The sequence below is a fragment of the Amazonocrinis nigriterrae CENA67 genome (assembly GCF_016056305.1).
Lineage (GTDB): Bacteria > Cyanobacteriota > Cyanobacteriia > Cyanobacteriales > Nostocaceae > Amazonocrinis > Amazonocrinis nigriterrae.
This window is the reverse complement of the sequence record NZ_JAECZC010000023.1, coordinates 25,876-52,204: the sequence shown is the minus strand read 5'-3', so window position 1 is coordinate 52,204 and position 26,329 is coordinate 25,876. Positions and strand designations below refer to the sequence as shown.

The 26,329-nt window shown below is 41.7% G+C and carries 19 protein-coding genes; 5 read left to right on the top strand and 14 right to left on the bottom strand.

The genetic code is table 11. The features are described from left to right. The first annotated feature begins 14 nt into the window (after positions 1-14). On the top strand, positions 15-755 hold the full coding sequence (locus tag I8748_RS14260; RefSeq protein ID WP_198125242.1) for a dienelactone hydrolase family protein: 741 nt from the start codon (positions 15-17) through the stop codon (positions 753-755). A gap of 274 nt (positions 756-1,029) precedes the next feature. Beyond that, positions 1,030-1,356 (top strand): hypothetical protein, encoded by a 327-nt coding sequence (locus I8748_RS14255; protein WP_198125241.1) that lies wholly within the window; start codon positions 1,030-1,032, stop codon positions 1,354-1,356. Between the two features lie 110 nt (positions 1,357-1,466). Here the strand turns inward: I8748_RS14255 and I8748_RS14250 are convergent, their stop codons facing one another. Further along, on the bottom strand, positions 1,467-1,874 hold the full coding sequence (locus I8748_RS14250; RefSeq protein ID WP_198125240.1) for a hypothetical protein: 408 nt from the start codon (positions 1,872-1,874) through the stop codon (positions 1,467-1,469). A gap of 433 nt (positions 1,875-2,307) precedes the next feature. Beyond that, the gene (locus I8748_RS14245) at positions 2,308-4,011 is read right to left on the bottom strand and encodes a pentapeptide repeat-containing protein (protein WP_198125239.1); all 1,704 of its coding nucleotides are present in this window, start codon (positions 4,009-4,011) and stop codon (positions 2,308-2,310) included. A gap of 499 nt (positions 4,012-4,510) precedes the next feature. Between I8748_RS14245 and I8748_RS14240 the strand changes: the two genes are divergently transcribed. Then, positions 4,511-7,543, top strand: a complete 3,033-nt coding sequence (locus I8748_RS14240; protein ID WP_198125238.1) for a zinc-dependent metalloprotease — start codon at positions 4,511-4,513, stop codon at positions 7,541-7,543. A 594-nt stretch (positions 7,544-8,137) separates the two neighbouring features. On the opposite strand, the gene I8748_RS35695 is transcribed toward I8748_RS14240, so the two are convergent. From I8748_RS35695 to purE, 8 genes are all read right to left on the bottom strand, one after another. Next, on the bottom strand, positions 8,138-8,263 hold the full coding sequence (locus tag I8748_RS35695) for a hypothetical protein (protein WP_263975737.1): 126 nt from the start codon (positions 8,261-8,263) through the stop codon (positions 8,138-8,140). A gap of 126 nt (positions 8,264-8,389) precedes the next feature. Continuing rightward, on the bottom strand, positions 8,390-9,598 hold the full coding sequence (locus I8748_RS14235) for a 4-hydroxy-3-methylbut-2-enyl diphosphate reductase (protein WP_198125237.1): 1,209 nt from the start codon (positions 9,596-9,598) through the stop codon (positions 8,390-8,392). Positions 9,599-9,937: 339 nt separating this feature from the next. Further along, positions 9,938-10,747: an SGNH/GDSL hydrolase family protein gene (locus I8748_RS14230; RefSeq protein WP_198125236.1), complete on the bottom strand. Its 810-nt coding sequence runs from the start codon at positions 10,745-10,747 to the stop codon at positions 9,938-9,940. Positions 10,748-10,821: 74 nt separating this feature from the next. Then, positions 10,822-12,243 carry an ammonium transporter gene (locus tag I8748_RS14225; RefSeq protein WP_198125235.1) on the bottom strand — a complete coding sequence of 474 codons (1,422 nt, stop codon included), beginning with the start codon at positions 12,241-12,243 and terminating at the stop codon, positions 10,822-10,824. A 409-nt stretch (positions 12,244-12,652) separates the two neighbouring features. Beyond that, positions 12,653-12,976, bottom strand: coding sequence for a YnfA family protein (locus I8748_RS14220; RefSeq protein ID WP_198125234.1), 324 nt, complete (start codon positions 12,974-12,976; stop codon positions 12,653-12,655). A 275-nt stretch (positions 12,977-13,251) separates the two neighbouring features. Beyond that, positions 13,252-13,554, bottom strand: coding sequence for a hypothetical protein (locus tag I8748_RS14215; RefSeq protein ID WP_198125233.1), 303 nt, complete (start codon positions 13,552-13,554; stop codon positions 13,252-13,254). Positions 13,555-13,926: 372 nt separating this feature from the next. Beyond that, positions 13,927-15,399 carry an ammonium transporter gene (locus I8748_RS14210; RefSeq protein ID WP_198125232.1) on the bottom strand — a complete coding sequence of 491 codons (1,473 nt, stop codon included), beginning with the start codon at positions 15,397-15,399 and terminating at the stop codon, positions 13,927-13,929. A gap of 418 nt (positions 15,400-15,817) precedes the next feature. Continuing rightward, a complete protein-coding gene (gene purE, locus I8748_RS14205) occupies positions 15,818-16,333 on the bottom strand; it encodes a 5-(carboxyamino)imidazole ribonucleotide mutase (protein ID WP_198125231.1) in 516 nt (171 codons plus the stop codon). Between the two features lie 134 nt (positions 16,334-16,467). Between purE and nagA the strand changes: the two genes are divergently transcribed. Then, the gene (gene nagA, locus I8748_RS14200; protein ID WP_198125230.1) at positions 16,468-17,640 is read left to right on the top strand and encodes an N-acetylglucosamine-6-phosphate deacetylase; all 1,173 of its coding nucleotides are present in this window, start codon (positions 16,468-16,470) and stop codon (positions 17,638-17,640) included. A 517-nt stretch (positions 17,641-18,157) separates the two neighbouring features. Here the strand turns inward: nagA and I8748_RS14195 are convergent. The 4 genes from I8748_RS14195 to I8748_RS14180 all read right to left on the bottom strand — a co-directional run bounded on the left by I8748_RS14195 (position 18,158) and on the right by I8748_RS14180 (position 24,863). Further along, entirely contained in the window at positions 18,158-20,326 is a 2,169-nt protein-coding gene (locus I8748_RS14195) for a DEAD/DEAH box helicase (protein ID WP_198125229.1), read from the bottom strand. A gap of 316 nt (positions 20,327-20,642) precedes the next feature. Beyond that, on the bottom strand, positions 20,643-21,971 hold the full coding sequence (locus tag I8748_RS14190) for an ATP-binding protein (RefSeq protein ID WP_198125228.1): 1,329 nt from the start codon (positions 21,969-21,971) through the stop codon (positions 20,643-20,645). A gap of 96 nt (positions 21,972-22,067) precedes the next feature. Then, entirely contained in the window at positions 22,068-23,405 is a 1,338-nt protein-coding gene (locus I8748_RS14185; RefSeq protein WP_225896407.1) for a tellurite resistance TerB C-terminal domain-containing protein, read from the bottom strand. Positions 23,406-23,504: 99 nt separating this feature from the next. After that, positions 23,505-24,863 carry an ATP-binding protein gene (locus tag I8748_RS14180; RefSeq protein ID WP_198125227.1) on the bottom strand — a complete coding sequence of 453 codons (1,359 nt, stop codon included), beginning with the start codon at positions 24,861-24,863 and terminating at the stop codon, positions 23,505-23,507. An 87-nt stretch (positions 24,864-24,950) separates the two neighbouring features. On the opposite strand from I8748_RS14180, the gene I8748_RS14175 reads away from it, so the two are divergent. Further along, complete coding sequence (locus tag I8748_RS14175; protein ID WP_198125226.1) at positions 24,951-25,271, top strand: TMEM14 family protein; 321 nt, start codon at positions 24,951-24,953, stop codon at positions 25,269-25,271. Positions 25,272-26,329 lie beyond the last annotated feature (1,058 nt).

The window sequence follows — 26,329 nt, the reverse complement described above, 5'->3', positions numbered from 1 at the left end:
ACGGAGATAAAACAGTGCAAATCACCAAGCGCAATATCGAGTTAAGAGTCAATGACAGTTTGATGCGCGTCTATGTAGCGGCTCCTAAAACAGCAGGACTTTACCCAGGTATTGTATTCTATAGTGATATTTATCAGTTAGGTGATCCTATAATTCGTTTGGCTAACTACTTAGCAGGATATGGTTATGTAGTGGCAGCACCAGAAATTTTTCATCGCATTGAGCCAATTGGGCAAGTTATTGAACCAAATGATCTTGGTCGGATGCGTGGTAATGATGATGCTCGTAAAACTGCGATCGCTGATTATGATGCCGATTGCCGTGCTGTAATAGAATTTCTCAAGGCAGAAAGTGCAGTTTCTCCAGGGAAAATAGGCACTCTGGGCTTTTGTATTGGCGGACACTTAGCTTTTCGTGCAGCATTCAACAGCGAAATAAAGGCTAGCGTTTGCTGCTATCCTACTGGCATTCCCAGTGGCAAGCTGGGACAGGGGGTAGCTGATACCATCCATCGCGTTAGTGAAATCAAAGGCGAAATGTTAATGGTGTTTGGTACACTCGACCCTCACATTCCAGAACATGACCGACAAACCATAATTAAAGCTCTAGAGAATGCTAATGTACCTCACAAAGTTCTCTTGTATGAAGCAGAGCATACCTTCATGCGCGACGATGGTTATCGCTACGATTCTGTTGCCACTACCTCTGCTTGGGCTGAAATAATACCTTTTTTGGAACGTGTATTTGGCAAATAAATGTACTCAGGGATTTCCAAAAAATAAATTAACGTGAGTTCAACAAACCTCATTTAATTTTGTAGGGTGTGTTGTGCCGTAGACTAACGCACTACCATAGATTTTCGGTGCGTTAGGACTTCCGTCCATAACGCACCCTACTCATGTGGGTGTTTCAATCCCCGTAAGGAGAATTAGTGATTGGAAACATTAATGCTACCAAAGTTTCACCCTATTACTACCAAAAGATCTTGTTTGATAAAATACTTTGAACTTTAATACGTTACATTAATTTATGAATCCTTTCAAAGTATGTACTCTGACAGTTTTACTGTCAGCATTTACATTTGCTCAGTCAACGCGTGCTAGTGCTATTACTGCACCACCACTTGAAACACAGGTCAAAGAAGTAGCACAGTGGTTTACTGGCTTATTCGATAATTCTCAGCAAGTGCTAACTAACTCTTCTGTTATCAAGTTTCGCCGAGTTTACCCTATTCCTGAACCCTCCTTCACATTAGGAATGCTAGCGTTAGGCATCTGGGGTACAAGCAAAATAATTTTAGGCAAACAGAAATATAAAAGGGAACGGGGAACTCGGGGCCCCCACGACCGCTCGTGAGTGGGGATTAGGGGTAATGGGGAATTGGGAATAGGTAAATGAATTTCCTGTTTCCTAACTTCTATTTATTAAGTGGGCATTTCATGATTTAATTGCAAAATTAATTACCTTCATCTATCTGTGTGTAAATTTGGCCACTGTCGCTCTTTGCGGCTTTGTTGATACTCCTTAGCCCGTATCCTTTGCTCTGAACGGGTTAAGGTCTCCCAGTCACCAAAATAATTAATATATGCTTCTAAGTCATTTGGCGGGAGGGACTTGTAAAAATTCCGCAGAGTACTACCGAAATTTTCAGAATAGTTGGTTTTCAATTGCCGACGAAAGGATAAATAACCTACCCAATCACGAGCAGTTATCATGGCAGCCATAGCTCTAAGTATCTTTTCTTTTGGTAGTGGAGGAGTTGCTGTCATAATTCGCGGTTGCAATGTTGCATCCACTCTCAAGGATTCTAGGCTAGGCTTTGGTTGCTGGTTGGTGGCATTGTCTTGGCTGTTGTTGGGTAACTTTTTACTCATGTGTAGATGGAGAAATTGCGGTTAGAGTCGTAACAGGTTCAGGATAAACAGCAACTGGAGACTAGGTATTGGGTACGCTTAAGATGTTCACCAAAGGATTTGGGTGGGGTTTGAATAAGAGTCCATAATCCTCCCAATCCCTAATCCCCAGTCCCCAGTTCAAAATAATTCAGTGGTTTTAGGTGGTCTATTCTTACAGTGTACTCTTCTGGCACAATTGACTGACAACTTGTTGTAGTTCCTGTGTCATCCAATCTGTATCTTTTTGCTGATACACCTTGACTAGTGATTGGTAGAACCACAAAGTCTTGTCCTTACCACTACTAAACTCAGTCCAGATCACATCCCCATGTTGTCACCAGTCTGCTAACAGTCATCTAGCATTGTCTCTCATCTTTCTCATCCTCCTCATCCCCATGCCCTATGCCCGATTTCAACTCAACCCCAAATACTGCCTCAACGCTTCAGGGACATTCACAGCTGTCTCTAGTCCCCGTACATCTTCCCACTGTTGTTTTTCACCCCAAGTTGTCTGTTCTAGGTTGGCTTCGCTAAGATCTGCACCGCCGAGTATGGCGTAACTCAGGTTTGCTTCGCTAAGATCCGCACCATTGAGTATTGCACCTGTGAGGTTGCTACCACTGAGGTTGGCACTGCTGAGGTTTGAGTAGCTAAGATCAGTACCGAAGAGTATGGCGTCGCTGAGGTCGGCCCCTTTGAGGTTGGCATCGTTGAGAATGACGCCGCTGAGATCAGCATCGTTGAGGATCACGCCAGTTAGGTCTACACCGCTGAGGTCTGCACCTAAGAACATGGCACCAGTGAGTCTAGCATAGTTGAGTTTGGCTCCATTGAGTTTGGCGTAGCTCAGGTCTGCGGCCATGAGAATGGCGTCACTCAGGTTAGTACTGAAGAGAATGCTGTCGCTGAGGTTGGTGCCGTTGAGGATGGCCCCCTTGAGGTTAGCACCACTGAGGTCGGCGCGGCAAAGGTCGGCATGACTGAGGTTGATGTGACTGAGGTTGGCATCACTGAGGGTTGCACCGAAGAGGATAGCGTTGCTGAGGTTGGCGCGGCTGAGGTTGCTATCTTTGAGGTTGGCGCTGCTGAGGTTGGCATGGCTGAGATCGCAGTTTTCTAAGCTGGTGCTACTGAGGTCGGCACTGCTAAGGTCTATACGGTGAAGTTTGGCGTAACTCAAGTTCGCACCGCTGAGGTTAGCGCTACTGAGGTCGGCATTGCTGAGGTCTGCCCCGCTAAGGTTAGCGCTGCTGAGGTTAGCATCACCAAAGTTTGCACCAGTTAAGTTAGCGTTGCTAAAGTTTGCACCAGTCAAGTTAGCATCACCAAGGTATGCGCCAGTGAGGTCGGCACCGCTGAAGTTAACGCCGGTGAGGTTGGCATCACCAAGGTATGCACCCCTAAAGTTACAGCCTTTGAGAAATTCCCCGACTATATTACTAAAATTACCAATTTCAATAGCATCAGTGTAGTTAATGATTCGCAAAAGTTGGGACGTGAAAAAATGATCTGTATCAGGTTTTGTGGATGGATAAAAGGTGATTTGTGGCTGGAGCTTTTCTTTTTGTTGTGCGTAACGGTGCAATTCTAAGAGTAAAATTAATACGTTTAGTCCTGTATATATGTCTACTTGTCTCAATCCGATCGCTATATTTTGTCCTAGCATGGCAATCATTTTTTGCTGAGGTAAGTTGTCAGGCGGTACAGCATCAATAAATTCCCCCTGACACCAACGACTATAAAAGTCTTCCAAACGCTGAAACAGTTCTACAGGGCGAAATGTTCTCTCATGTCTTAGCAAGTCCATCACTTGTTCGACTAACTCTAGCCTCAGCGCACCATTGCCCAATAAATCGTAAATTTCTTCATGCAATTGGCGATCGCTTGTGTTAAAACTACAACAATCTCCTGGTTGAGTCCATGCTGACAAGGTTTTTTGCAGTCGTTGGGGTGATAAACTTTTTTGACCATTGTCTGGAGAACACTTGATACTTTTATCTATGTCTAAAGAAAAAAATACTGCTGTTTTTAGTGGCGTTGTCTTTTGCTTGTCTTGTACCCAGCCATCTGTGACATAATTTTTCAAACGCCGCCAAACTTGAGATAATTGTGACATTTTTGTATCCGTTATTACTTAATTAGTGTTGTGTTTCAGATTCATGCTCACTCAGTCAAATGTGAAATTCTCAGTATAAATGTATAAAAAAGCTTAAGTAATAAACTGTTAACATCTCTTCCCATCAGCTAACCTTTAGGTTGACAAGGCTTTTTGTCTTAATAAAACTAGGTTTTAGCTGAAAGACTTGTTCCTTTTTCAAAAAAATCAGTTATTCTGGATTATTTTAGCGAGACTGTGAAATTTTTTCCCCCAGCATCTTGATCAAACAGATGTAGAAATAATACGTGCTGTTTGCTACAGACGCAATTACTAGGAAAAATATTACAGTAAGAAAGCGCTAAAAAACGGAAAAAAGGCAGCTAAAACTGAACTGAAAAATTGCCGCTGAAGAGGTGGCTATAGGTCTTTTCAGACTTTGCTCCATTGGATAAAGTAAATATGCTTTACTTGGCAAAAATTAAAAATTAACTCGTGGTACTTATCAGGGATAAACTGGATGAATAGAGTAACTTTTTATGTAATTTTGTTGCATAGTTTGTTTTTAGGAATAACAACCGTTAATGCTGAGTCACTACCAGGGAATACAGCCAATACAACGTTACACACTAACACTAAAGCAGATGCAGTTCTCAAGGTTAAGAAAATAAAAAAAGATGCGGTTGATAACCACACAAAACCAGAATCAAGGGTAGTGAAGAATGCTATAAAACCTGAGTTGGGAACAATCCAACCTCCAGAACAAACCCCTCGACAGGTGTGGGTGATTAATCAGCACAAACAAGTACAGCAACAACCTTTTATTGGGGTAGTTAAAGACCCAATAAAAGCCGGACAGCAGCCATTTTTAAAAGCTGAAAAAACGCCAGATAAGCCAGAAGAGAAACCTAAGCCAAGTGATAAACCACCAAAAAAGGATGATTTAGAACCATTTGATGAAGTTGTTAAAGATACACAAAAAATACCAGGATTATTTACTCTATATCGTAATCAAGAAAAGAATAAAATTTATTTAGAAATTAAACCAGAGCAGTTAAAGAAAAATTACTTAGCTACAGCAACGCTGGAATCAGGCATTGGTGAACGAGGTATTTACAGCGGTATGCCTTTGCAAGATTTTTTGTTTTATTTACAAAGGGTGGATAATAATCTACATTTTGTTGTCCGTAATGTCAACTTTCGCACTCGTGAAGGAGATCCGCAAGCGCGATCGCTAGCCCGTTCGTTTAGTGATTCTGTGCTTTATAGTGTTGCCATCAAAAGCATTCATCCACAACGTAAAACAATTCTCGTCGATTTAGGTGACTTGCTGCTGACCGATTTGGCAGGACTATCGGGGAGTTTTGGTTTGTCTGTCAGCACAGATCAGTCTTATTTTGGTAATGCCAAAGCCTTCCCTGAGAACGTAGAAATCGAATCTGTGATCAATTTTACTAGCAGTGGTGGTAGTAGCGATCGCAATAATGAAGCGTTGAATTTTGCTTCACTACCAGATAGCCGTGGCTTTACCCTACGGGTTCACTACAGTTTCTCCCAACTAAGAGACCAAGATTACCGTCCACGTTTGGCTGACGAACGTGTGGGTTATTTCATCACTGCTTACCAAGACTTAACCAAAGACGACCGCCGTGATGCCTTTGTGCGGTACATTAATCGCTGGCATTTGGAAAAACAAGACCCCAACGCCGCCATTTCTCCACCGAAAAAACCCATTGTCTTCTGGATTGATAACGCTGTACCTTTTGAATACCGCGATGCCATCAAAGAAGGAGTGCTGATGTGGAATAAAGCATTTCTCAAGGCTGGATTCAAGGATGCCATAGAAGTGCGACAAATGCCAGATAATGCCACATGGGATCCAGCAGACATCCGCTACAACACAATTCGCTGGATTAACACAGTGGATGGTTATTTTGCCATGGGGCCATCCCGTGTTAACCCTTTGACTGGGGAAATTCTAGACGCAGACATTTTAGTAGATGCTAGTTTTGTCCGGGCGCTGAAGAGTGAGTATCGTAACATCGTCCAACCTAACCAAACATCAACGCGCACATCCTTGTCAATGTTGATGCAAAATCGCCTACTTTGCGCTAACGGTTTAGGTGCCAAAGACAATGCCCAGCAGCAACAAGGGCAAAAAAATGTGTTGTTTCCCGGTTTATCCAAACTCGCGGGTGAGTACGATTTGTGCTATGGCATGGAAGCTGCCAATCAGTTTGCTTTTGGTTCCTTAGCCATGACACTCTTACAAGACACCACAGACAACCAAGAACAAGTCAAAGAGTATATCCATCAATATTTACGTTTAATTATTGCTCATGAAGTTGGTCATACCCTTGGTTTAAGGCATAACTTCCGTGGTAGCACCTTACTAAAACCAGAGGAGATGAACAACAGAGATATTACCAATACCAAAGGGCTAACAGCTTCAGTAATGGATTACATTCCACCAAACATTGCACCTCAAGGTACAAAGCAGGGAGATTATTTCCCCTCTATGGTGGGATTATACGATGAGTGGGCGATTCAGTACGGTTATACACCGACTCTAGCAACAAATCCCATTGCTGAAAAACCAATATTGCAAGAAATTGCTAACCAATCTGACAAGCCTGAGTATGCTTATGCTACTGACGAGGATGTATATGACCTTGACCCAACCGCCGATGCTTGGGACAACAGTGGCAATGTGTTGCTTTATTCTCAGTGGCAGTTAGATAATTCCCTTGCCATGTGGCAACGTCTCAATCGGCGTTTCCCAATTCCAGGGGAAAATTACAGCGATTTGAGCGATCGCTTCAATACTGTTTTAAGTAACTATTTCCAGCAAATATACTATACTACTAAGTATATTGGCGGACAGTCTTTTTATCGAGTCCAGCCTGACAAAATCGGATCTAGCAAGCTGTCGTCACAGACAAACCAAAGCCGATTACCATTTGTACCAGTACCCATCGAAGAACAACGGCAGGCATTAAAAACTTTGCAAAAGTATGTATTTGCAGAAGATGCGCTAAACTTTTCCCCAGAATTACTGAATAAATTAGCACCTTCCCGTTGGCGGCATTGGGGTAGTAATCCCCGTATTGGTCGTTTGGATTATCCCATTTCTGAGTGGGTATTGTTCATGCAAAGTTCAGTATTGCAAGATTTGCTTTCAGGCGATCGCCTCTTCCGTCTCAAAGACATTGAACTCAAAACTCAACCTGGGCAATCACTGACGATTCCAGAACTGTTTGATACTTTGCAATCAGGCATTTGGACGGAGGTAATCAAACCCAAAGGCGGGATGTTGAAGATTAGCAGCCTACGACGAGGACTGCAAAGACAATACCTAGAAATTTTGGCGGCTATGGTGTTGCGGAAAGAATACGTCCCAGAAGATGCCCGGACTCTGGCGTGGTATAAACTGAGGCAGCTAAATGACAAACTCAAACAAGTAGATTCCCAAGATGAATACACCGAAGCCCACTTACTAGAAACACGCGATCGCATCGAAAAAATCTTAAATGCGCCATTGCAAGGAAATTAGCATAGACAAAGGTACAGGACTTACGCAGCTAGATTACTTGTTGGGGCCGGGAATAGGGCATAGGGCATAGGGCATTGGATATTTTTTCCTGCCTGCACTATGCCCCAGCAAGAGGCCAAACCCATTAATCGATTCCATTCGTCTGGCGTTCCCCTAAAGGTGCCTTTTGTTGCGAAAAGTTGTTGTATGTCTGTAACCTCTAAACCTTGGAGACACAATATTCGTACAGGTCGTGTCTTTCCTTCAAGAGGGGTGATTTCATGGAATTTGACACGACTAGTCAAGATTAAGCAACTTTGATGGGGGCGATCGCCTTTATCTAAAGTTAACTTCGGTAACTATGTCTAATCAAATTGTAGTCAGATTGGGCGGGTGTTTCGCTCACAATATCGATATTAACCAACAAAAATAACAATTTAGCACCATCTATATTAGAGCGATCGCTGCCGTTGTTGATTATTCTTCATATAGACCAGAAGTAGATAATGATGGCGTGATTTAGGTATAGTCCGCTTACCTCTTGCAGAATCGGGTAAATAATTCCCTCAGACTTTGCCTTTTTTGAACCAACTGCGATCGCCCAAGGTAAATCTTCTAAAATCGCTTGTAAGCGAGAACTAGGTGCGATCGCTTCAATGGGGGTAAAAACCGTCCTGCTTCAACCGTGGTTAAACCAAACTCTTTCTTGACCTTAGCTAAGGTAAAACTGCTATATGGCATAGTTAAAATGAACGTGCAAGGCAAGCTGTATCCATTACACTGGCTGTTATGCAAATCTGCTCAAATATAAAACCCTCTTTGCTGGCAAAGAGGGTTTTATCTATTTTATCTAAAGTTGATTTTTGCTTACACCACCGATGCAGTTGCCTTCAAGGCAAAAATCTTCTCAATTACATCTTCTACTACCTTATCTGGCGTTGAAGCACCAGAAGTAACTCCCACAACAATTTCACCTTTTGGCAACCAATTTTCTGTAATTACCAAATCTCCATTTAATTGCCTATGTTCAACAGCATTTCCTGATTGAATTCTCTTAACACTATCAATGTGATAAGAAGGAATTCCCCGTTGCACAGCAATTTGTTGTAATTGAGTAGTATTTGATGAATTAAACCCACCAATTACCACTATCAAATCTATGTTTTTTTCCACCAACTCCAACATTGCATCTTGCCGTTCTTGAGTTGCATCACAGATGGTATTGAAGCTTTGGAAATGCTGATTTAACTCAGTAGGGCCATATTTTTGCAGCATACTACGCTCAAATAGTTTGCCCATTTGCTCAGTTTCACCTTTGAGCATGGTGGTTTGGTTAGCAATACCAACACGTTCTAAGTCTTGATCAGGGTCAAATCCCACCGAACAAGCTTTGGCGAATTTTTTCAGAAATTCTTCACGATTGCCACTATTGAGAATATAGTTAGCCACATATTCTGCTTCTTGTAAATTCAGGACAATCAGATATTTGCCAGCAAAAGAACTAGTAGCTACAGTTTCTTCGTGTTTATATTTTCCGTGAATTATAGAAGTGTAATCGCCTTTTTTGTGTTTTTCAACTGTGTTCCAAACTTTCGATACCCAAGGGCAAGTTGTATCCACAATTTTGCAGCCTTTATCGTTTAGTATCTGCATTTCTTGGACACTAGCACCAAAAGCGGGTAGGATGACCACATCACCAGCTGCCACAACAGAAAAGTCTTTTTGACCTGCTGTAACTGGTATGTATTCTACTGCCATTTCCTGCATCCGCTGATTCACAGAAGGATTGTGAATAATTTCATTGGTAATCCAGACTTTTTCTGTGGGGAAGTGCTTGCGAGTTTCATAAGCCATAGCCACAGCACGTTCTACACCCCAGCAAAAGCCAAAAGCTTGTGCTAGGTGGATGGTGACATCACCTCGTTGCAGAGTGTAATTGCGATCGCGAATTTCCTGAATTAAGTTACTTTGATATTCAGATTGCAATTGGGTGGTGACTTCTGCTTGATGCCCAAATCCCTTACGGTTGTAATTTTCTGACTGTTGGAGTGTACGCTTAAAGGCTTTTGTATCCATTGCTTTATTTTTTCATGTCTCCTCTTTTTTGATTGTCTCCCGCCAAGACCCAATTTTGGTAGGAAGTTGGGAGTTAGGAGTTAGGAGTTAGGAGTTAGGAGTTAGGAGTTAGGAGTTAGGAGTTAGGAGTTAGGAGTTAGGAGTTAGGAGTTAGGAGTTAGGAGTTAGGAGTTAGGAGTTGTCAGTTGTCAGTTGTGAAGAATTATTTCCCCATCCCCCATCTCCCCATCTCCCTCATCTCCCTCATCTCCCTCATCTCCCCATCTCCCCATCCCCCCATGCCCCATGACGCCACTTGCGCGGCTGTCTGGCGACCGAACGCAGTAGCTCCCCCATGCCCTATTCCCCATTAGTATAAATCTGCAATGCGGTACGCCAAACTATATAACCGGCGGGACTCAGGTGTAAGCCGTCGGTGGAGAAGTCAGGACGGAGATTACCTTGCTTGTTGGTAAACAAGGGATACAAGTCAAGATATTTCACGCCTTGTTTGGCAGCTATATTTTGCAGTTGTTGATTCAATTGGCGAATTCGAGTATTAGTAATAGCCAGTAGTCTCTCCCGCCCTTCCCATGTTACCTCCTCGCCGCCGTGGGGCAAAACTGATTGGATAACAATTTGCGCTTTGGGATGAACCCTTCGCAGGTAACTCATAATTTGCCGTTGATTATCTAAAATGACTTCATCCTTTACCCCCCGGATTAAGTCATTAATCCCAATCATCACAAAAATTACCTCTGGCTGGGTGCGGTCAAATAAATTTAATCTTTTTAATAATCCGTAGCTGGTTTCGCCAGAAATTGCTTGATTGAGCCAATTTCTATTTTCGGGTAATAATTCAGTGGGGAACCATAGACTTAGAGAATCACCCGCCAATATGCTTAAACGCTGGGGACGTTTTTCGGCGGCTATGTTGGCTTCTTGCTGAAGAATGTCTAGCCATTGCTGGTAATTGAGTTTATGACGGGGGCCTAACTCTGGTGTAACAGCTTGGGGTTGACTGACAGCAGATACCGAAGAAGTGGTACTAAAAAAAGCGGTTGATCGCTGCTGTTGCCAAATCAGCAGAATCACCGCCAACATCAGTATGCCGTTGGTTAACAGCGAGAAAAATGCCCAGACAGGAAAGGTTTTAAGAGAAGTGGACACGACTAGCGAAATTTACCAATGATTTGACTCAGATTTTAATTCGCCAGCGCTAAAAATCACACTATCTTGCGAAATTACTCTGAAACCTTTATGCCATCGCCAAACTCGGAATTATAACCTTCTTCTCCGTGTTCGTTGATATCCAGTCCTTGAAATTCTGCTTCTTCTTTGACTCGCAGACCAACTGTAGCATCGATAATTTTCAAAATTACCCATGTCCCAACGGCTGCAACAACATAAGCAGTGACAATTGCTGCTAATTGAACTCCTAGTTCGCCGAAGTTACCACGTAACACGCCATCTTTACCTGCTGAGTTGACTTCAAGGGTGGCAAATACTGCTGTCAAAATTGCCCCCACTGTACCACCAACACCATGCACAGGATAGGTATCTAAGGCATCGTCAACTTGCAGTTTGTGCTTGAAGCTCACCGCATAAAAGCAAACAAAGGCGGTGATGAAACCAACTAAAATTGCTGATAGAGGTGTGACAAATCCTGCTGCTGGGGTAATACCCACCAACCCAGCAACGGCTCCTGTTGCTGCTCCGACTGCGGTTGGTTTACCGCGTAACACTGCTTCCAAAATCAGCCACATTAAAGCAGCCGCAGCCGCAGCAGTATTGGTGGCAACAAAGGCTGTTGTGGCTACGTTTGTGGCTAAATTACCGGAGGTTCCACTCGCGACAGATAGGGCACTCCCAGCATTGAAGCCGAACCAACCAAACCATAACAAGCCAGCACCCAACAAAATAAAGGGGACGTTGTGGGGAGGGCTGAGGCGGTCAGGATGGCTTTTTCGAGGGCCAAGAACGATCGCAGCTACAAGGGCAGAAACCCCAGAGCTAATATGCACAACTGTACCACCTGCAAAGTCTAAAGCGCCTAAACCACCGTACAAACCCAAAAATCCACCTTTGGCCCACACCATATGAGCTAGGGGTGTATAAACAAAGGTTGACCACAACAACACAAATAAGCTATAAGCACGGAAGCTCATCCGCTCTACGATCGCTCCAGAAATTAAAGCCGGGGTGATAATGGCAAACATGGCTTGATAGATCATGAATGCCTGGTGGGGAATCGTCCCAGCATAGGAAACAACTTCTGCTGGGTTTGACCCTTTGAGATAATCTGTGATTTCTAGCCCCACACCATTCAAACCTAGCCACTGCAAACCACCGATGAATGATAAACCTGGTGCAAAGGCAAGGCTATAACCCCATAAAATCCAAGTAACACCCACGATCGCCATTAACACAAAGCTCATCATCAATGTGTTGAGGACGTTGCGCGATCGCACAAATCCACCATAAAAGAATGCCAATCCTGGTGTCATCAACAAAACTAGTGCTGCTGAAATCAGCATAAATGCTGTATCTCCTGTATCAGCAGCAGGTGGAGCGGCGGCTGGTGCTTGGGCAAAAGCATTGCCCGTCAGCGGCCCTCCTAAAAACCATAGGGTAATCACCCCAATTGCGATCGCTTTTTTCAACACTTCTGTTTGTCCTTTCTCTATGAAATCAGATTTTTCTGTATAATTGAATACATTTTGATACTTTTTGCTACTCGTTTTTGTGTTGAAAGTTACTCATCTTTAGTTTTTTTGGAATGTTAAGAAAAATATAATCCTCATTGCAGTTACTAATCAATCAAACACTGTTAAAAAATGTAAGTTTTGCATCTTTTTTTTGGTAATTAGCTTTTTTCACGCACTACAAAATTTCCAGTTTTTTACTAACTGTTCACTACAAACTAATAAAGTACTATGAATTTGCGAGACTGAGTAATTATTACCAGTCTATGCATATAATCGCAATATTATATAATGATTGTGCGACCCATCATACGCAAAAATAAAAATAATATTTTGTATTTTTATGTGCGGTTATCAACAGGCTTACTAACTATATTCTGGGGGCAAACATAATAATTAAAACGCTGACTAAAGCTAAACAGCCTCCGATCAAGTCGTAACGGTCTGGAGTGATGCCATCTATCCTCCAACCCCAAAGCATAGCCATTGCAATAAATACACCGCCATAAGCAGCATAGACTCTGCCAAAATTTGCGCTCTGGAGAGTTGCGATTGCTCCATACAAAGCCAAAGCAATGCCACCCAATATTCCCAACCAAACTGACTTACCTTGCCGCAACCACAACCACATCAAATAGCCACCGCCTATTTCAAATACACCAGCCCATAGAAAATAAAGTAGTGATTTAATCATCTGACCAATTTGTTAAGTTGCTAGACGAAAATAAATACACTGATTAAGATAGGGCATGGGTGAGCCACTACAGTGAGGCAGCCCCATCTTGGACGCCACTTGACGCCAGTCGCCTCAAGTCGGGAGACCCGCCCACGGCGCTGGCTCCTTTATGCCGGGGAACCCGTCCACCGCAGTGGCTCCGGTTTCCGTCGATGGGGAGACCCCAAGTGGAGCAAGTGGCCTCATGGAGCATAGGGCAAAGCAACAAAATTAATTCGTAATTATTACTTTTTTTAACATACAAAAATTGGCGTTATGAAGAATACTAAAAAGGCAGCGATCGCAACCCACAGTGTATCAAAAGCAACTTGAAGTTCTGCTGTAGTTAGCCCAGTGGCGGGAGTTTGGGCAACTGCCACATAACCCCAGCCTAAAACAATCAGACAAGCCATTATTGGTAAGCAGGCTTGCCAACTCAAACAGAGTTGCTTAATTGCTTGAGTAAATATCTGGGATTTGGAGTTAAATTCTCTATTTTTAGTGTAATTACTTGGTGACAACTGCCTAATTTTTGGTTTCGATTTTTGTTTGTACATGAGTCTCAACATCATCTTCCAAACTATTCTTCATTACAAAATACAACCACCAAAATTCAATTTAATGGTTTTTGATATTTTGCATTTAGACTACTTGTTTGCAAGGTAGAAAGTTATATCCCTAATAGGAGTTTAAGTAATTAATGGTACATCTGTAAATATTTTTTTATTTCTTTTTAAGAAATTATGATTTAGTTTGCATACCAGTCAAGTTTACTTCACTGAATCTTTAATTATTCAAAATAATGCTTGAAACTAAGTTGCTATATCAACACAATGTCAATAAAAAATACGGTAGAGAGTGGCAAGCAATTTGTACAAAACACTTCACTTCCGTACTATTACTGTAATGTTTTAAAAACGGTTACTGCTCTATTCACTCTCAAAAGCACCTACTCCTGGAGTCTTGTTGCGATTTTTTCCTTCTTCTTCGACAAATTGTTCAACCGCGTAAACATCAGGCCATACTGACGCACCGTGTTCATAAGCATCGATGCCAATGCGATCTGCTTCAGGATTGACACGCAGGCGTCCGATCGCTTTCAGTCCACCATACATCAAAAAGGCGAAAGCAACTGTAAACACCACAATGGATACTATACCCAGAAGTTGTACACCCAGTAAGTCAAAGCCGCCACCTAACAACAGGCCTGCTTTTTTATTTAGGGTGAGTTCTTTTTGACCCAAAAAGCCGACACAGAGAGTACCCATCATGCCATTCATACCATGTACGGCAAATGCTCCTACCGGGTCATCAATGTGGAGTGACTCAATCAAATCCATTCCCAGTATGACCAAAATGCCACCCGTTAAGCCAATTAAAACAGCAGCCCAAGGAGCCACATAAGCGCAAGGAGCTGTAATGGCTACTAATCCAGCTAGGGAACCATTGAGACAATAAACCAAATCCCACTTACCTGTGCGGATGTACTGGTAAATTATCGCCGATAATGCTCCTGCTCCTGCGGCAATTGTAGTATTGATTGTTACCAATCCAATCAATCCTGTATTACCTGTGCCTAGAGTTGAACCAGGGTTAAACCCATACCAACCAAACCACAGAATCATTGTTCCCAGAGTTGCCAACCCCAAATTGTGGGCTGGTGGTAGTGTTCCCCACGCAGGACGCCCAGGACGGGGCCCAAGCAAATAAGCTCCTACAAGCGCTGTCCAGCCACCAACACTGTGGACAACAGAACTACCAGCGAAGTCGTGATAGCTCAATTTGGCTAACCAACCGTTGGCATTCCATGCCCAGTGAACAATAATTGGGTAGCTAATTGCCCCCATAATGGCGCTGTAAATTAAGTCGCCAATAAAGTCTGTTCTGCCAGCCATTGAACCAGTAGTGATTGTACTGGCGGTGGCGGCAAAGGCAAATTGGAAGAAGAACAATGTGTAGGTGTTGATGGGGGCTGTAGAACCAGGTGCCCCCAATGGATAGCTGCCATCAGCACCAGGTAGTTGGCTGAGAAAGAAAGTATCTATGCCAAAAAATCCGCCAGCACTTGTTCCAAAGGCGATACCGAAGCCGATCGCCCACCATGCCAGAATAGTTACAGCCGCGTCAATAAAGTTTTCTAATAAAGCGTTAACTACACCTCTTTGGCGGATCAAACCAGCTTCTAACATGGCAAAGCCGGTTTGCATGAAGAATACCAAAAACCCAGTTAGCAGTACCCAGGTTGTATCAATAGAAACTTGCAGTTGCGTTGTAGTTTTCGATAAAGACTCAAGGGTTGGAGGATCTGCCGCCTGTACAACTGTAGGTGCAAAAACTGCAAATACCATCGAGCCTATCGCTAAGGCTAATAAGCGATGCCACGGTCGAATATGCTTATTCATTGCTTGTTTTTTCCTGCCTGAAAAGCGGTGATTTACGTCAGTGATAATTTACTGACATAAATAAAATTGGTTGACACATGACAGATGATTGATAACTGATGACTGTCATTTGTCATCGGTCATCGACCTTTACGAGTGATTATGCAATTTAGATGTACTTGTAGCTCTAATGAGCAGACTAGTTTTTGTTACACCTCTAGTAAATCTACGTATAAATAAATTCCATTGATTTTCTATTTAACAATCCGAAAAATTCTGTATTATTAGATACTTTTTTTTGCTAACACGGCATCCTGTAGCTGATGACGCATGAAATCAAGCAACTGTATGCTTTACAGGATAAGTATTTCCCCATCTGGGCAAGGCAAAGTCAAGAATGTTATTAAATTTATATACAAAAATTTAAGAAATTGTGACTTTAGAGTTGTTTTAAATATTGCTCGTAGCCTAGTTCGTCGAGTTTTGCTTGTTTTGCCATTACTGATTCAGCTAGGTTTTGGCGATATTGTTGCACTTTGACTAATAAGTCTGGTTGCTGAGTTGCGAGAATTTGCACTGCTAAAAGTCCAGCATTCTTAGCATTGCCTATGGCTACCGTTGCTACTGGGATACCTGCTGGCATCTGTACAATTGAATATAAGGAATCAACGCCTTGCAGGTTACGAGTGGGTACAGGAACACCAATCACAGGAAGTGGAGTCAGAGATGCTACCATTCCTGGAAGATGGGCAGCACCACCCGCACCAGCGATAATCACCTTAATACCGCGTTGGTGAGCTTGTTGAGCATACTGCACCATGCGTTCTGGAGTACGATGGGCAGAGACGATCGCAACTTCACTCTCGATGCCAAATTCTTCACAAACTGCGATCGCATCTTTCATTGTGGGCAAATCTGAATCGCTGCCCATGATAATACCGATAAGGGGAGTCATAGAATTTTGGATTTTAGATTTTAGATTTTAGATTTTGGATTAATGACCGATGGTTTTGTTTAATTAGTAATTGGTAATTTTCGGGTTTAAGTCCTCCTGCCTTCTGCCTCCTGATTTATTCTCTCGCCAATGTGATGACTAAAGCAATACACAGTCCCATCGCTACGAATGTAGATATTATCAATGCGCGAGTACCTGGTTACAAGGGCTTGCAGATGCTCTTAGTTAACCATGAGGGCATGATTGAGCAAATCTTGCCCATGAGTACAGTCTTCAAGCGGGTTCCAGCACCAGACTTACAAATCTTGGATGTCGCTGGCGACTGGATTTCTTTGGGTGGTGTCGATTTGCAGATTAACGGGGCGTTGGGTTTAGCATTTCCCGATTTAACTACCGCAGATTCTCATCTATTAGGGGAAATTTCGCAATTTTTATGGAATGTTGGAGTTGATGGATTTTTACCAACAATAGTGACAACTTCAGTAGATAATATTCAGCGATCGCTAGCTGTAATTGCTGATTTTCTCCCCAGTCAAAAAGCAGATGCCAAAATTCTGGGAGTACATCTAGAAGGGCCGTTTTTGAATTTGCAAAAGCGCGGCGCCCACCCAGCAGAGTATTTGCTACCTTTAACCATCGAAGAGGTGAAGCGAGTTTTGGGCGATTATGCCCATGTTGTGAAAGTTATTACCTTAGCACCAGAATTAGATGTCACTGGTGAAGTAATTCCATATTTGCGTTCCTTGGGTATTACCGTTAGTTTAGGACATTCTCAGGCAACAGCCACCCAAGCACAACGTGCTTTTGAACTCGGTGCAACGATGGTAACTCATGCTTTCAACGCCATGCCACCATTACATCACCGTGAACCAGGTTTATTAGGGGCAGCAATTATCCATCCTGATGTGATGTGTGGTTTTATTGCCGATGGTCAACATGTTTCGCCTATCATGTTGCAAATTTTACTCCGTGCTAGCAAGGGATTGTTCCTGGTTAGCGATGCCCTTGCACCATTGGGGCTACCTGATGGGGTGTATCCTTGGGACAGTCGGCAAATAGAAGTTAAAAATGGTACTGCACGATTGCCAGATGGCACTTTATCGGGGACGACTTTACCTTTGTTGGTGGGAGTGCAGAATTTGGTGAAGTGGGGAATTTGTGACGTAGAAACAGCTATTTTACTTGCTACTGATGCACCTAGACAAGCATTGGCTTTGCCGGGAATTACCAAAAGTCAAGCCGCTAATTTATTGCGCTGGCATTGGGATGAAGGTACAACAGAACTCACCTGGCAGCGGTTGGGCTAAATTTTTTATAGCTTAAAAGAACAGTTGCAAGCAGTTAGTCTCCTGTTCTAAGCCAATGTACTTTTAACTTGCATATTCAGGGCGGGCAAGATGCCATTGGTGTCAAGTCAAGAAAAATAGAGTCTTGTCAAATGGGGAAAACTTAATGGTTAAACTCAACACAAGGGTGTTGAGAATAGCCATGAATAAGCCACATGCTCCACTTGGTGAGGCAGTCGCAGTCTTGGTGAGTCCAGTCCCCGTCTTGGCGGTTTCCGTCGTTAGCGCAAGCGTTGCGCGAGTCTTCTCCTGTCGGAGACGCTACGCTTTCCGAGCGTCTGGCAAACTCCCGTTAGCGCAGCGGTAGCGAGGAACGAGCGTCGGAACGAGCGTCACCCGAAGGGGGAGACCCCAAGACCGTACTGCCTCACCACAGTGGCTCCTCCCTACTCCCTGTGTTTCTTGAGAGTTTACACAAATTACATAGAATTACTATAGTTACTGAAAGTAAATCTAGCAACTGCTAACAAAACTGCTGTTACCAATTTGCCACTTGCTGCTTGAGTTCTTCCATATCTAAACAATCGTAAGCAAAAGCTTTACGTAAAAGTGAATGAGGAATAAATTCATCATACTTTTGAATTTTTGGAGCTTCTGAAGAACTGACTAAATCTTCTGGTGTAATTCTTTGCTCACATAATGAGACAATTTCCGGATAAATATCTTTAAATTTATTTTTACCTAATTTAATTATTAAATAATAGGGATTTCCACCACCAATACTGTTAATTTCTAAAGATTCCCGACAAAATGAATTGAGCAATCTTTCTAGAGTACGGTAAGCGACTGTTCCTATCCAAGGAAAAATACAGCATTTACCTTTTTCTAATTGCAAGATATTTTTTTGATCTAACCCAGCATTTTGCACCAATTTGCGAACTTTTTGTAAACGTCGTCTAGCATTATTTTGTAAGTAGCTATATTCTACATTCTCTATTAAAACCTGACGCATTCGTTGCAAAATTTTTGTATGAATAGTACCACTACCACCACGCCAATAAATAGTAGCTTTACCCTCTACTTGCTTGGCTGTCACTACCTTTTTTCTGAAGTCAACTTCTAAAACTTCCCATGTTCTTCCTGCTAAGGCAAACTGATTACCAACAGGAGGCGGCATGGCAATACTACCAATTTCTGTTGCTGCTTGCTTAACTACATATTCTTGAGTGTCTGGGAAAACAGCATAAAACTGAAATTTTCCCACAACTTTCTCCCCAGCTAAACCAATGATTAATTTACCTTGTTCAGTTCGATGAATATGGTCAATATCAATTAAGTAGCGCAATAATAGTTTTAAATCTTCTTGAGAAATAGCGGCAAATGGAGGCAAGCTTAAAACTTGTTTAGCTAAAGCAGCAGGTGAAAGTTCTCCAGTTGCTGCTAAAATGCTCATTGTCTGATGATACAGCAAACTCAAAGGATATTTAACAGGCTTGATTGGTTCAATCCAACGCTCTTCTAAATAAAGTTGAATAATAGCGATACACTGCAAAAGTTGCCAAGGAATTTGTTCTGGTAAAGACGCTTCAGCTAATGGTTCATTTTCAGTGCAGACAAAGCGCATATCAGCAGCTTCACCTCTTCTACCACTGCGTCCCAAACGCTGTAAAAAGCTAGCTACAGAAAGAGGTGATTCTAACTGAATTACTCGCTCTAAATGACCGATATCTATACCTAATTCTAGAGTTAATGTGGCGGCAGTGACAGCTGGACTGTTGGGTTCGCGCATGGCATTTTCAGCAGCTTGCCGCAAGCTAGCAGATATACTGCCATGATGTACATGATATATATCTGGTTGTGCTTGTTCTGCGGCAATTTGTCGCAATGATGCAATCACAGATTCAGTTTGGGTGCGGTTATTAGCAAATATTAAGCATTTGCGAGATTTACTAAGGTTGAAAACATATTGCTCATATGCAGTCACCTCCGAATCAACTTGATTTGTATTGATATAAAAATGTTCTACAGCAAGTTTAATTTGGCGTTTTCCAGCGTCAATTTTCGGAGTAATTACTGGCTTTTCAGTTCCAGAACGCAACCAATCTTCAGCCATGGAATAATCACCGAGAGTTGCTGACAAACCAATGCGGCGGGGTTGGGTTTGCGTCAACTTTCCCAAACGTTGCAATTGACAAATAATTTGACAACCACGTTCAGAACCCATAAAAGCATGAATTTCATCGATGATTACAAATCGCAAATCACCGAATAAGCGTATAAGGTCAATATTTTTGTTAATTAATAAACTTTCTAGAGATTCTGGCGTAATTTGTAGAATACCTTTAGGATTTTTCAAAAGCTTGTTTTTCCGACTTTGAGTAACATCACCATGCCAGTGCCAAACAGGTATATCTGCTGATTTTAGCAAGTCATTAAGGCGTTCAAATTGGTCATTAATTAATGCTTTGATTGGCCCGATGTATAATGCACCTATAGTATTTGCCGGGTTTTCATATAACTGAGTTAAAACTGGTAAAAATGCAGCTTCAGTTTTACCTGCAGCAGTAGCAGCAGTGATTAATAAATGAGCTTCTGTGTCAAAGATAACTTCACAAGCTGCAATTTGAATTGGTCGTAATTCAGTCCAGTTGTGATTATAAATATATTCTTGAATGAAGGGTGCAAGTCTCGTAAAAGCATCGCTCATATTTTGTAATTCGTTAGAGATGATAAGTAGAACGTATAAAAACCCTTTGTGTCTTCGTGACGCCAGTAGCTTTAAGTCGGCAAAGCCGGACGCCAGACGCCTCAAGTCGGGAAACCCTTTCGGCAGTTCCTCCTGGGGGAAACCCCCAAGATCGGACTGCCGACGCTCGTTCGCGCAGCGTCTCCCCTTGGGAGAAGACTCGCTACCGCTTCGCTAACACCACGGCGCTGGCTCCCCAACGCACTGGCTCGTCTTTGTGGTTGAGAATTTTTTACCACCAAGACAGAAAGGCACAAAGTATTTTCAATTCAGTAATTTACAAGCTAAATTCTGCTACATCATCTTCATCAACATTTGCATTTAAACCTACTGCTGTGGGTTTAAATTTAGAACCATGAATTAGTTTACTAAATGTAATTTCAGGATTTTGATGGAGGATATTTAATACACTAATAAAATCCCGGACAATTTCCCCTGGTGTTAGCAATGCTTCTGCACCTAAGCGACTAACAACTTCTTGGACAAATTCCTGTAACTCCCGATTTGTCAAAGTTTTTTCATAGCTAAAATTGACTGCATGTATTTCAGTTAAGCGTTGCAAAAGTGTAAGAATTTCTGCTTCACTCAAAGGGTTTAGCCGAATCACTGGCCCTAAATATTCTTGGACATCAACTTGTGTAGCAAAACGGCTTTCTTTTGTGCGTCTTCGCCAAGCTTGGTCGGCAAAAAGTCCACGGTTGGGGTCTTCTAAAAATTTAGTTGTTCCACCAATGAAAATGCCAAGGTGTTCTGCTTTGCATTGCATGGTGTCATTAAACATTGCTAAGAGTCTGTTATAGTTTTTTTCACGAGTAACTGTAGTAGATATTTGATATAAATTTACAGCTTCATCAATCAGAATTAATAGTCCTTTATAGCCGATCTCAGCTACAAATTTAGCCCAGAGTTTGATATAATCGTACCAGCTATCATCATCAATAATAACGCGGACTCCTAACGCTGTTCTGGCCTCAATTTTAGTTGTGAACTCTCCACGTAGCCAGCGCATTGCCGCATTTTTCAAGTCATCATCATCTAATCGGTAGCCACGCCAATAAGCAATAATAACACTACCAAAATCAAAACCGTGAACTAAGTCTTCAATATACTGAACTACTTCTCTAATTTTTGCTTCAACTTGGTCATCAAAACCATCATCATTGGGACGAAGGCTGGTTTCTTTGACCACTTCTTGTTGAATTTTATTAATCCATCCTTCTAAAATTGAAACTAAAGCACTACCATCTGGACGAGTTTTGGTAGCAAGGTGACTCATTAATTCTCGATAGGTTGCTAGACCTTCATTGTTGCTTCCTGCTAGTCGGCGTTCTGAAGATAAATCAGCATCAGCTACTACAAACCCTTGCTCCATAGCGCGGTTACGAATCATTTGCAGTATGAAGCTTTTGCCTGAACCATAATTACCAATTATAAAGCGAAAGGCGGCTACACCTTCTGCAATGTCATTAAGATTTTGCGATAGGCTTTGAAGTTCTTTTTCCCGACCAACTGCTATGTATTCAACTCCCACTCTGGGTACTACTCCTGCACCTAAAGAATTGATTAAAGCAGTAGAGATTTTTTTCGAGATTTTGAGCTTTGCCATGTAATTCACTTCACAATATTTTCAACGCAGAGGCACACAGCCAGTGGTTTAGGTATATGCCTAATGACTAATAATATTATGACTTACCAGAATCATTTAATTTGATGAAGTGGGTCTAGCCATGAGGTCTTCATACATAGCGAGCATTTTTTTGACGTTAATCAGATGTTCTTGATACACTTGTGGCATTTCTCCACCTGGCTCAATTATTAATTCCCCAATCGTGTCATTTGCACATTCATTGATAGAGTCGATTAACAGATTTGGCATCGTAATATGTGCTTCGGCAATCTGTTTAATAGCTGCATGAGTATTATCTTGCTCTACTATAGCTTTTAAAACTTGAATTTCATGCCCTGGTAATTTTTCTAAAAAATTAGTCCATTCTTCAGGTAAAATCTCAGATGTCTCAGCTGCGATTTCTGTTGTAGCTAAGGGTTCAATTAATTCTGCAAAAGGAAATGATTCAATCTCTTCTTCAGCAGTTGTAGTTAAAGGCTCTTGAGTAAGTGTTTCTGTTTGTTGGAGTAATTCCCAAACTTGGCTTTGTAACAAATCGCGTTCATCTTGTAATAATGAAATTTCACCTTTTAGCTGCTGTAACTCGGCTTGTTTTTCTAATGTTTGGTTATTTAATGAATTTAAGTTAACTGCTGTATTTTGTTTTTCAGCTTTTATGGCTGCAAGTAATTCATTTTGGTGATTAACCTCGGTTTCTAAATCTTGCAGTGTCATTCGCAGTTCGTAGAGTTTTTCTTCTAGTTGGGGTTTGAGTCTCCCTAGTAGAGTTAAATTGCTGTCAAGTTCTTGTTTTTCCTGTTGAAGTTCAGAAATATGATTTTGCAACTGAGCAATTTCTGAACGATAAACATTACAATGCAATTCCAAACGGCGTTTTTCTGCTGTCAAGTTTGAAAATGAGTTATTCAGTTCTGCTTTACTGTTTTCTAGAGTATGAAGTTCAGTTTTTAGGTTACTAGATTCTGCTTCTAGTTGCTTTTTCTGCCCAGCAAAAGTTCCTAATTCTCGGTGAAGGCTATCCCTTTGGTTGCGGCATTCCAGGATTTGGTTTTGCAGTTGCTTTGATTCTGTATATAATAAATTACGATGCTTTTCTATTTGGCTAATTTCTCTGACAATACGTGATTTCAGTGCCTCCATATCTTTAATTTTCTTGCGGAGGGAACTTAAGACCAGCAGTTCATGATTCCTACGTCGCTGATCTACAATCAAAGCTGCTGTATAGGTAGCAAGTACAGTAATTATAGCTGTGATTAAGGAGCGATTGAAGTCCCAGGTGGGAACGAGACTCAAGCCAAAACTCACACTAAAGGCAATTATGCCTAATATAACTTTATTACTTACCATTGCTGATTGCATATTGCTAATTTTTAGCGTAGTTAAGTTGTCAGAATAAGTAGTCCTTAAGGTCATTAGTTTTTACATTGTTGTTTTGCTAGCTTTGCTTGTAAGTAATTGTGCATAATATTGTTCTGTAAGTAATAAACAGGTACAATCATTAGTCAATTAATTTTAGATCTGGATGTCAGATATATCTTTATTTTTAGCCAATCGTGCTAAGTCTGCTTTTAAGAAATCAACAAACTGGCGTGCTGTACGTCCAGAACGACCATTGTGGCGAGTTGCCCACTGTAATGCTTGATATTCTAAATCTTCTTGGCTAAGATTAATTTTGGCTTGTGCCGCCAAATGGTTTACTATTTTTAAATAAGTTTTCTGATCGGCTGGCTCAAAAGTTAAGGTTAGACCAAAGCGATCGCTAAACGAAAGCTTCTCCTGCATCGTATCCCATGCATGGACTTCTTCGTTATCCTTGGGATTGGGTCTATCGGCGAAAAATTCCCGAATTAAGTGACGACGGTTAGAAGTAGCATAAACTACTACATTTTGTGGTCGTGCGGTTAAATTGCCTTCTAAAACCACTTTCAGCGCTTTAAAAGCATCATCATCTTCTTCAAAGGACAAGTCATCGACAAAGATGATAAATTTTTGTGGCACACCGCGCAACTGCTCTACGATTTGTGGTAAGTCTTTTAAGTCAGATTTTGCCACTTCCAGCAAGCGGAGTTTGCCAGTGACACCATCACCATACTCATTTAACAAAGCTTTTACCAAAGAAGATTTTCCCGACCCCCGGCTACCGTAAAGTAATACGTGCAGTGCCGCCTCTCCCGATAATAAAAACTCCGTATTTTTTAACAAGGCATCTCGCTGAGACTCATAACCCACAAGCGCGCTTAGTTTCACAGGATCGGGATAACGAATGCCAACAAATTCAGCAGCTTGCCAACGCAAAGCGCGATATTCGGCGAATAAACCCGTGCCAAATTGTCGATAGTAAGCAGCTAATTCTTCTACACCATCAGCCCAATGTTCTAAATGTTGTAGAAACTGGATTTTTTCTGCACCTACCCCATCTAACTCTCGATACCACACAACAGGTGAAACTGGCAAATGGGCTACACCTTGCACCCACTCGCTTAAAGAAGCGCTGCTACATTCATAGAGATTCTGCAACACTTGTAAATCATGCTGCGCGGCTGCTACTAAAGCAGGGGGTAAATTCTCAAATTCTTCTTGTTGAGCCAGCCTACTAAAAGGATTCTCACTGATGAGAATTTGAGTAATTAGGTAGTCTTCCCAATTTTGATTTTTCGCAGCCAAAGCATGGAAGTAATTGCCGTAGGCTTGGAGGCAACCTCTAGCATCGGCATCAGTGTAACGTATAGCTTGTAACAGGTCAAGAAATGCGATCCCCACTTCGCCTTGGAGAACGGATTGGTAAATTAAAAGAGAGGCTGCTTGACGCTGGAGGAATTGAACCTGGGTAAAGGATAAGGTACTTGCTGCTGGCATCGTTGGATTATCCATCAATCAACTAGGTGATGTAGCTAAACAGCTATGGTAAATTGTCTGCCGACCCTGGCAGCAAAATCAAAATCTACATAGGTTTTAACAATGAATTTAAGTATAATTGCTGTCCTCGCCTATGGCATCTTAGCGATTGTTGGTGGCATCATTGGTTACATTCAAGCTAATAGTAAAGTTTCACTCCTAAGTGGTAGCATTAGCGGTTTATTGTTGCTTTTCGCCGCTTATTTTCAATTCCAAGGACAATCCTGGGCTTTGATTGTAGCAGCTTTGGTGACTGGGGCTTTGGTAGTTTTCTTTGCATTGAGATTGGCTAAAACACGTAAGTTTATGCCTGCGGGATTAATGACTATTTTAGGTGTGCTGGCATTGGTGGTGATCGTAAATCAACTTGTTGCTGGAAAGTAACAATTATCCTCCTCTTGTTTTCAGACAATTATGGCTGTTTCTGCCTTAGATCATTCTATATAGTACATGTATATTACTGGAGATGGGAATGGGGCAGGGGAGCAGGGGAGCAGGGGAGAATAACAACTGACAACTGACAACTAACTAATGCCCTATGCCCTATGCCCTATGCCCTATGCCCTAAATTATTAATATCTACTCAAAAACAAATTAATTCTTAGCTTGATAAAATATCCGGTTTTTTGCAATTTGTAATGATAAATAAAAATAATGTTGTATTTTAAGCTGTTTCACATTTGGCGTTGCATATCCAATTGTGTTGACTGATGGCTGATGACGGATGACTGATGACTGTTGACTGTCTGTCATTGGTCAATGACCTTCTCCTTTCAAGGATGCTAAGTGTAGCTTGCTTATTTGTATGAGTACACGAGTGATTATGCAAGGAATATGTGCTTTAGCTTATTTTCGCTTTTTGAAGATCTGAAAGATTCTATCTACACTGCTCTATAAGAACAGGTTTGATCCATGGAGTAGGGTCAACCACGCTCACAATTACTTGAATTGTTGTTTATACTGCATCTAGCAGCATAACAGTAGAAGAAAAAATCCTCACTGGCTAACGAATATTTAGTAACCAAAAGCATCCATCTCAAGACAGTTTTTTTGGTCGCTTACTCAGTAATTTTAACAATATTTCTGAGTCAGAAAAGCAGTGAATAACTGTAGTTTAATTTTTATTGAGGAAAGCAAAATAATGTTGTAAAAATTACACAAAATTTATGCTAATGGAAACCTTCAGTACCCTCGAATGCCAGGAAAAACCATATAGTATAAGCAGAAATGCTATCTTTTATGCGCTTGCCAGCTAGCAATCATGTTGCACTCATCATTTAACATGCTACTGTTCAGATAGAGTCAAAATTGCCACATATGCAAAATCGTTAATTTTTCTCTATGTCAGGCAAATTTGGAGACAGAGTAACATGAAAGTGCTGGAATAAAAACTCTATATCTATGTGAGTAAATAACTAGATAATTTTAAAGATTTAATGCGG

Coding starts and splice junctions, on each gene's coding strand:
- I8748_RS14255 (WP_198125241.1), top strand. CDS start 1,030: ATGAATCCTTTCAAAGTATGTACTCTGACAGTTTTACTGTCAGCATTT.
- I8748_RS14250 (WP_198125240.1), bottom strand. CDS start 1,874: ATGAGTAAAAAGTTACCCAACAACAGCCAAGACAATGCCACCAACCAG.
- I8748_RS14245 (WP_198125239.1), bottom strand. CDS start 4,011: ATGTCACAATTATCTCAAGTTTGGCGGCGTTTGAAAAATTATGTCACA.
- I8748_RS14240 (WP_198125238.1), top strand. CDS start 4,511: ATGAATAGAGTAACTTTTTATGTAATTTTGTTGCATAGTTTGTTTTTA.
- I8748_RS35695 (WP_263975737.1), bottom strand. CDS start 8,263: ATGCCATATAGCAGTTTTACCTTAGCTAAGGTCAAGAAAGAGTTTGGT.
- I8748_RS14235 (WP_198125237.1), bottom strand. CDS start 9,598: ATGGATACAAAAGCCTTTAAGCGTACACTCCAACAGTCAGAAAATTAC.
- I8748_RS14220 (WP_198125234.1), bottom strand. CDS start 12,976: ATGATTAAATCACTACTTTATTTTCTATGGGCTGGTGTATTTGAAATA.
- I8748_RS14215 (WP_198125233.1), bottom strand. CDS start 13,554: ATGTACAAACAAAAATCGAAACCAAAAATTAGGCAGTTGTCACCAAGT.
- I8748_RS14210 (WP_198125232.1), bottom strand. CDS start 15,399: ATGAATAAGCATATTCGACCGTGGCATCGCTTATTAGCCTTAGCGATA.
- purE (WP_198125231.1), bottom strand. CDS start 16,333: ATGACTCCCCTTATCGGTATTATCATGGGCAGCGATTCAGATTTGCCC.
- nagA (WP_198125230.1), top strand. CDS start 16,468: ATGACTAAAGCAATACACAGTCCCATCGCTACGAATGTAGATATTATC.
- I8748_RS14195 (WP_198125229.1), bottom strand. CDS start 20,326: ATGAGCGATGCTTTTACGAGACTTGCACCCTTCATTCAAGAATATATT.
- I8748_RS14190 (WP_198125228.1), bottom strand. CDS start 21,971: ATGGCAAAGCTCAAAATCTCGAAAAAAATCTCTACTGCTTTAATCAAT.
- I8748_RS14185 (WP_225896407.1), bottom strand. CDS start 23,405: ATGACCTTAAGGACTACTTATTCTGACAACTTAACTACGCTAAAAATT.
- I8748_RS14180 (WP_198125227.1), bottom strand. CDS start 24,863: ATGGATAATCCAACGATGCCAGCAGCAAGTACCTTATCCTTTACCCAG.
- I8748_RS14175 (WP_198125226.1), top strand. CDS start 24,951: ATGAATTTAAGTATAATTGCTGTCCTCGCCTATGGCATCTTAGCGATT.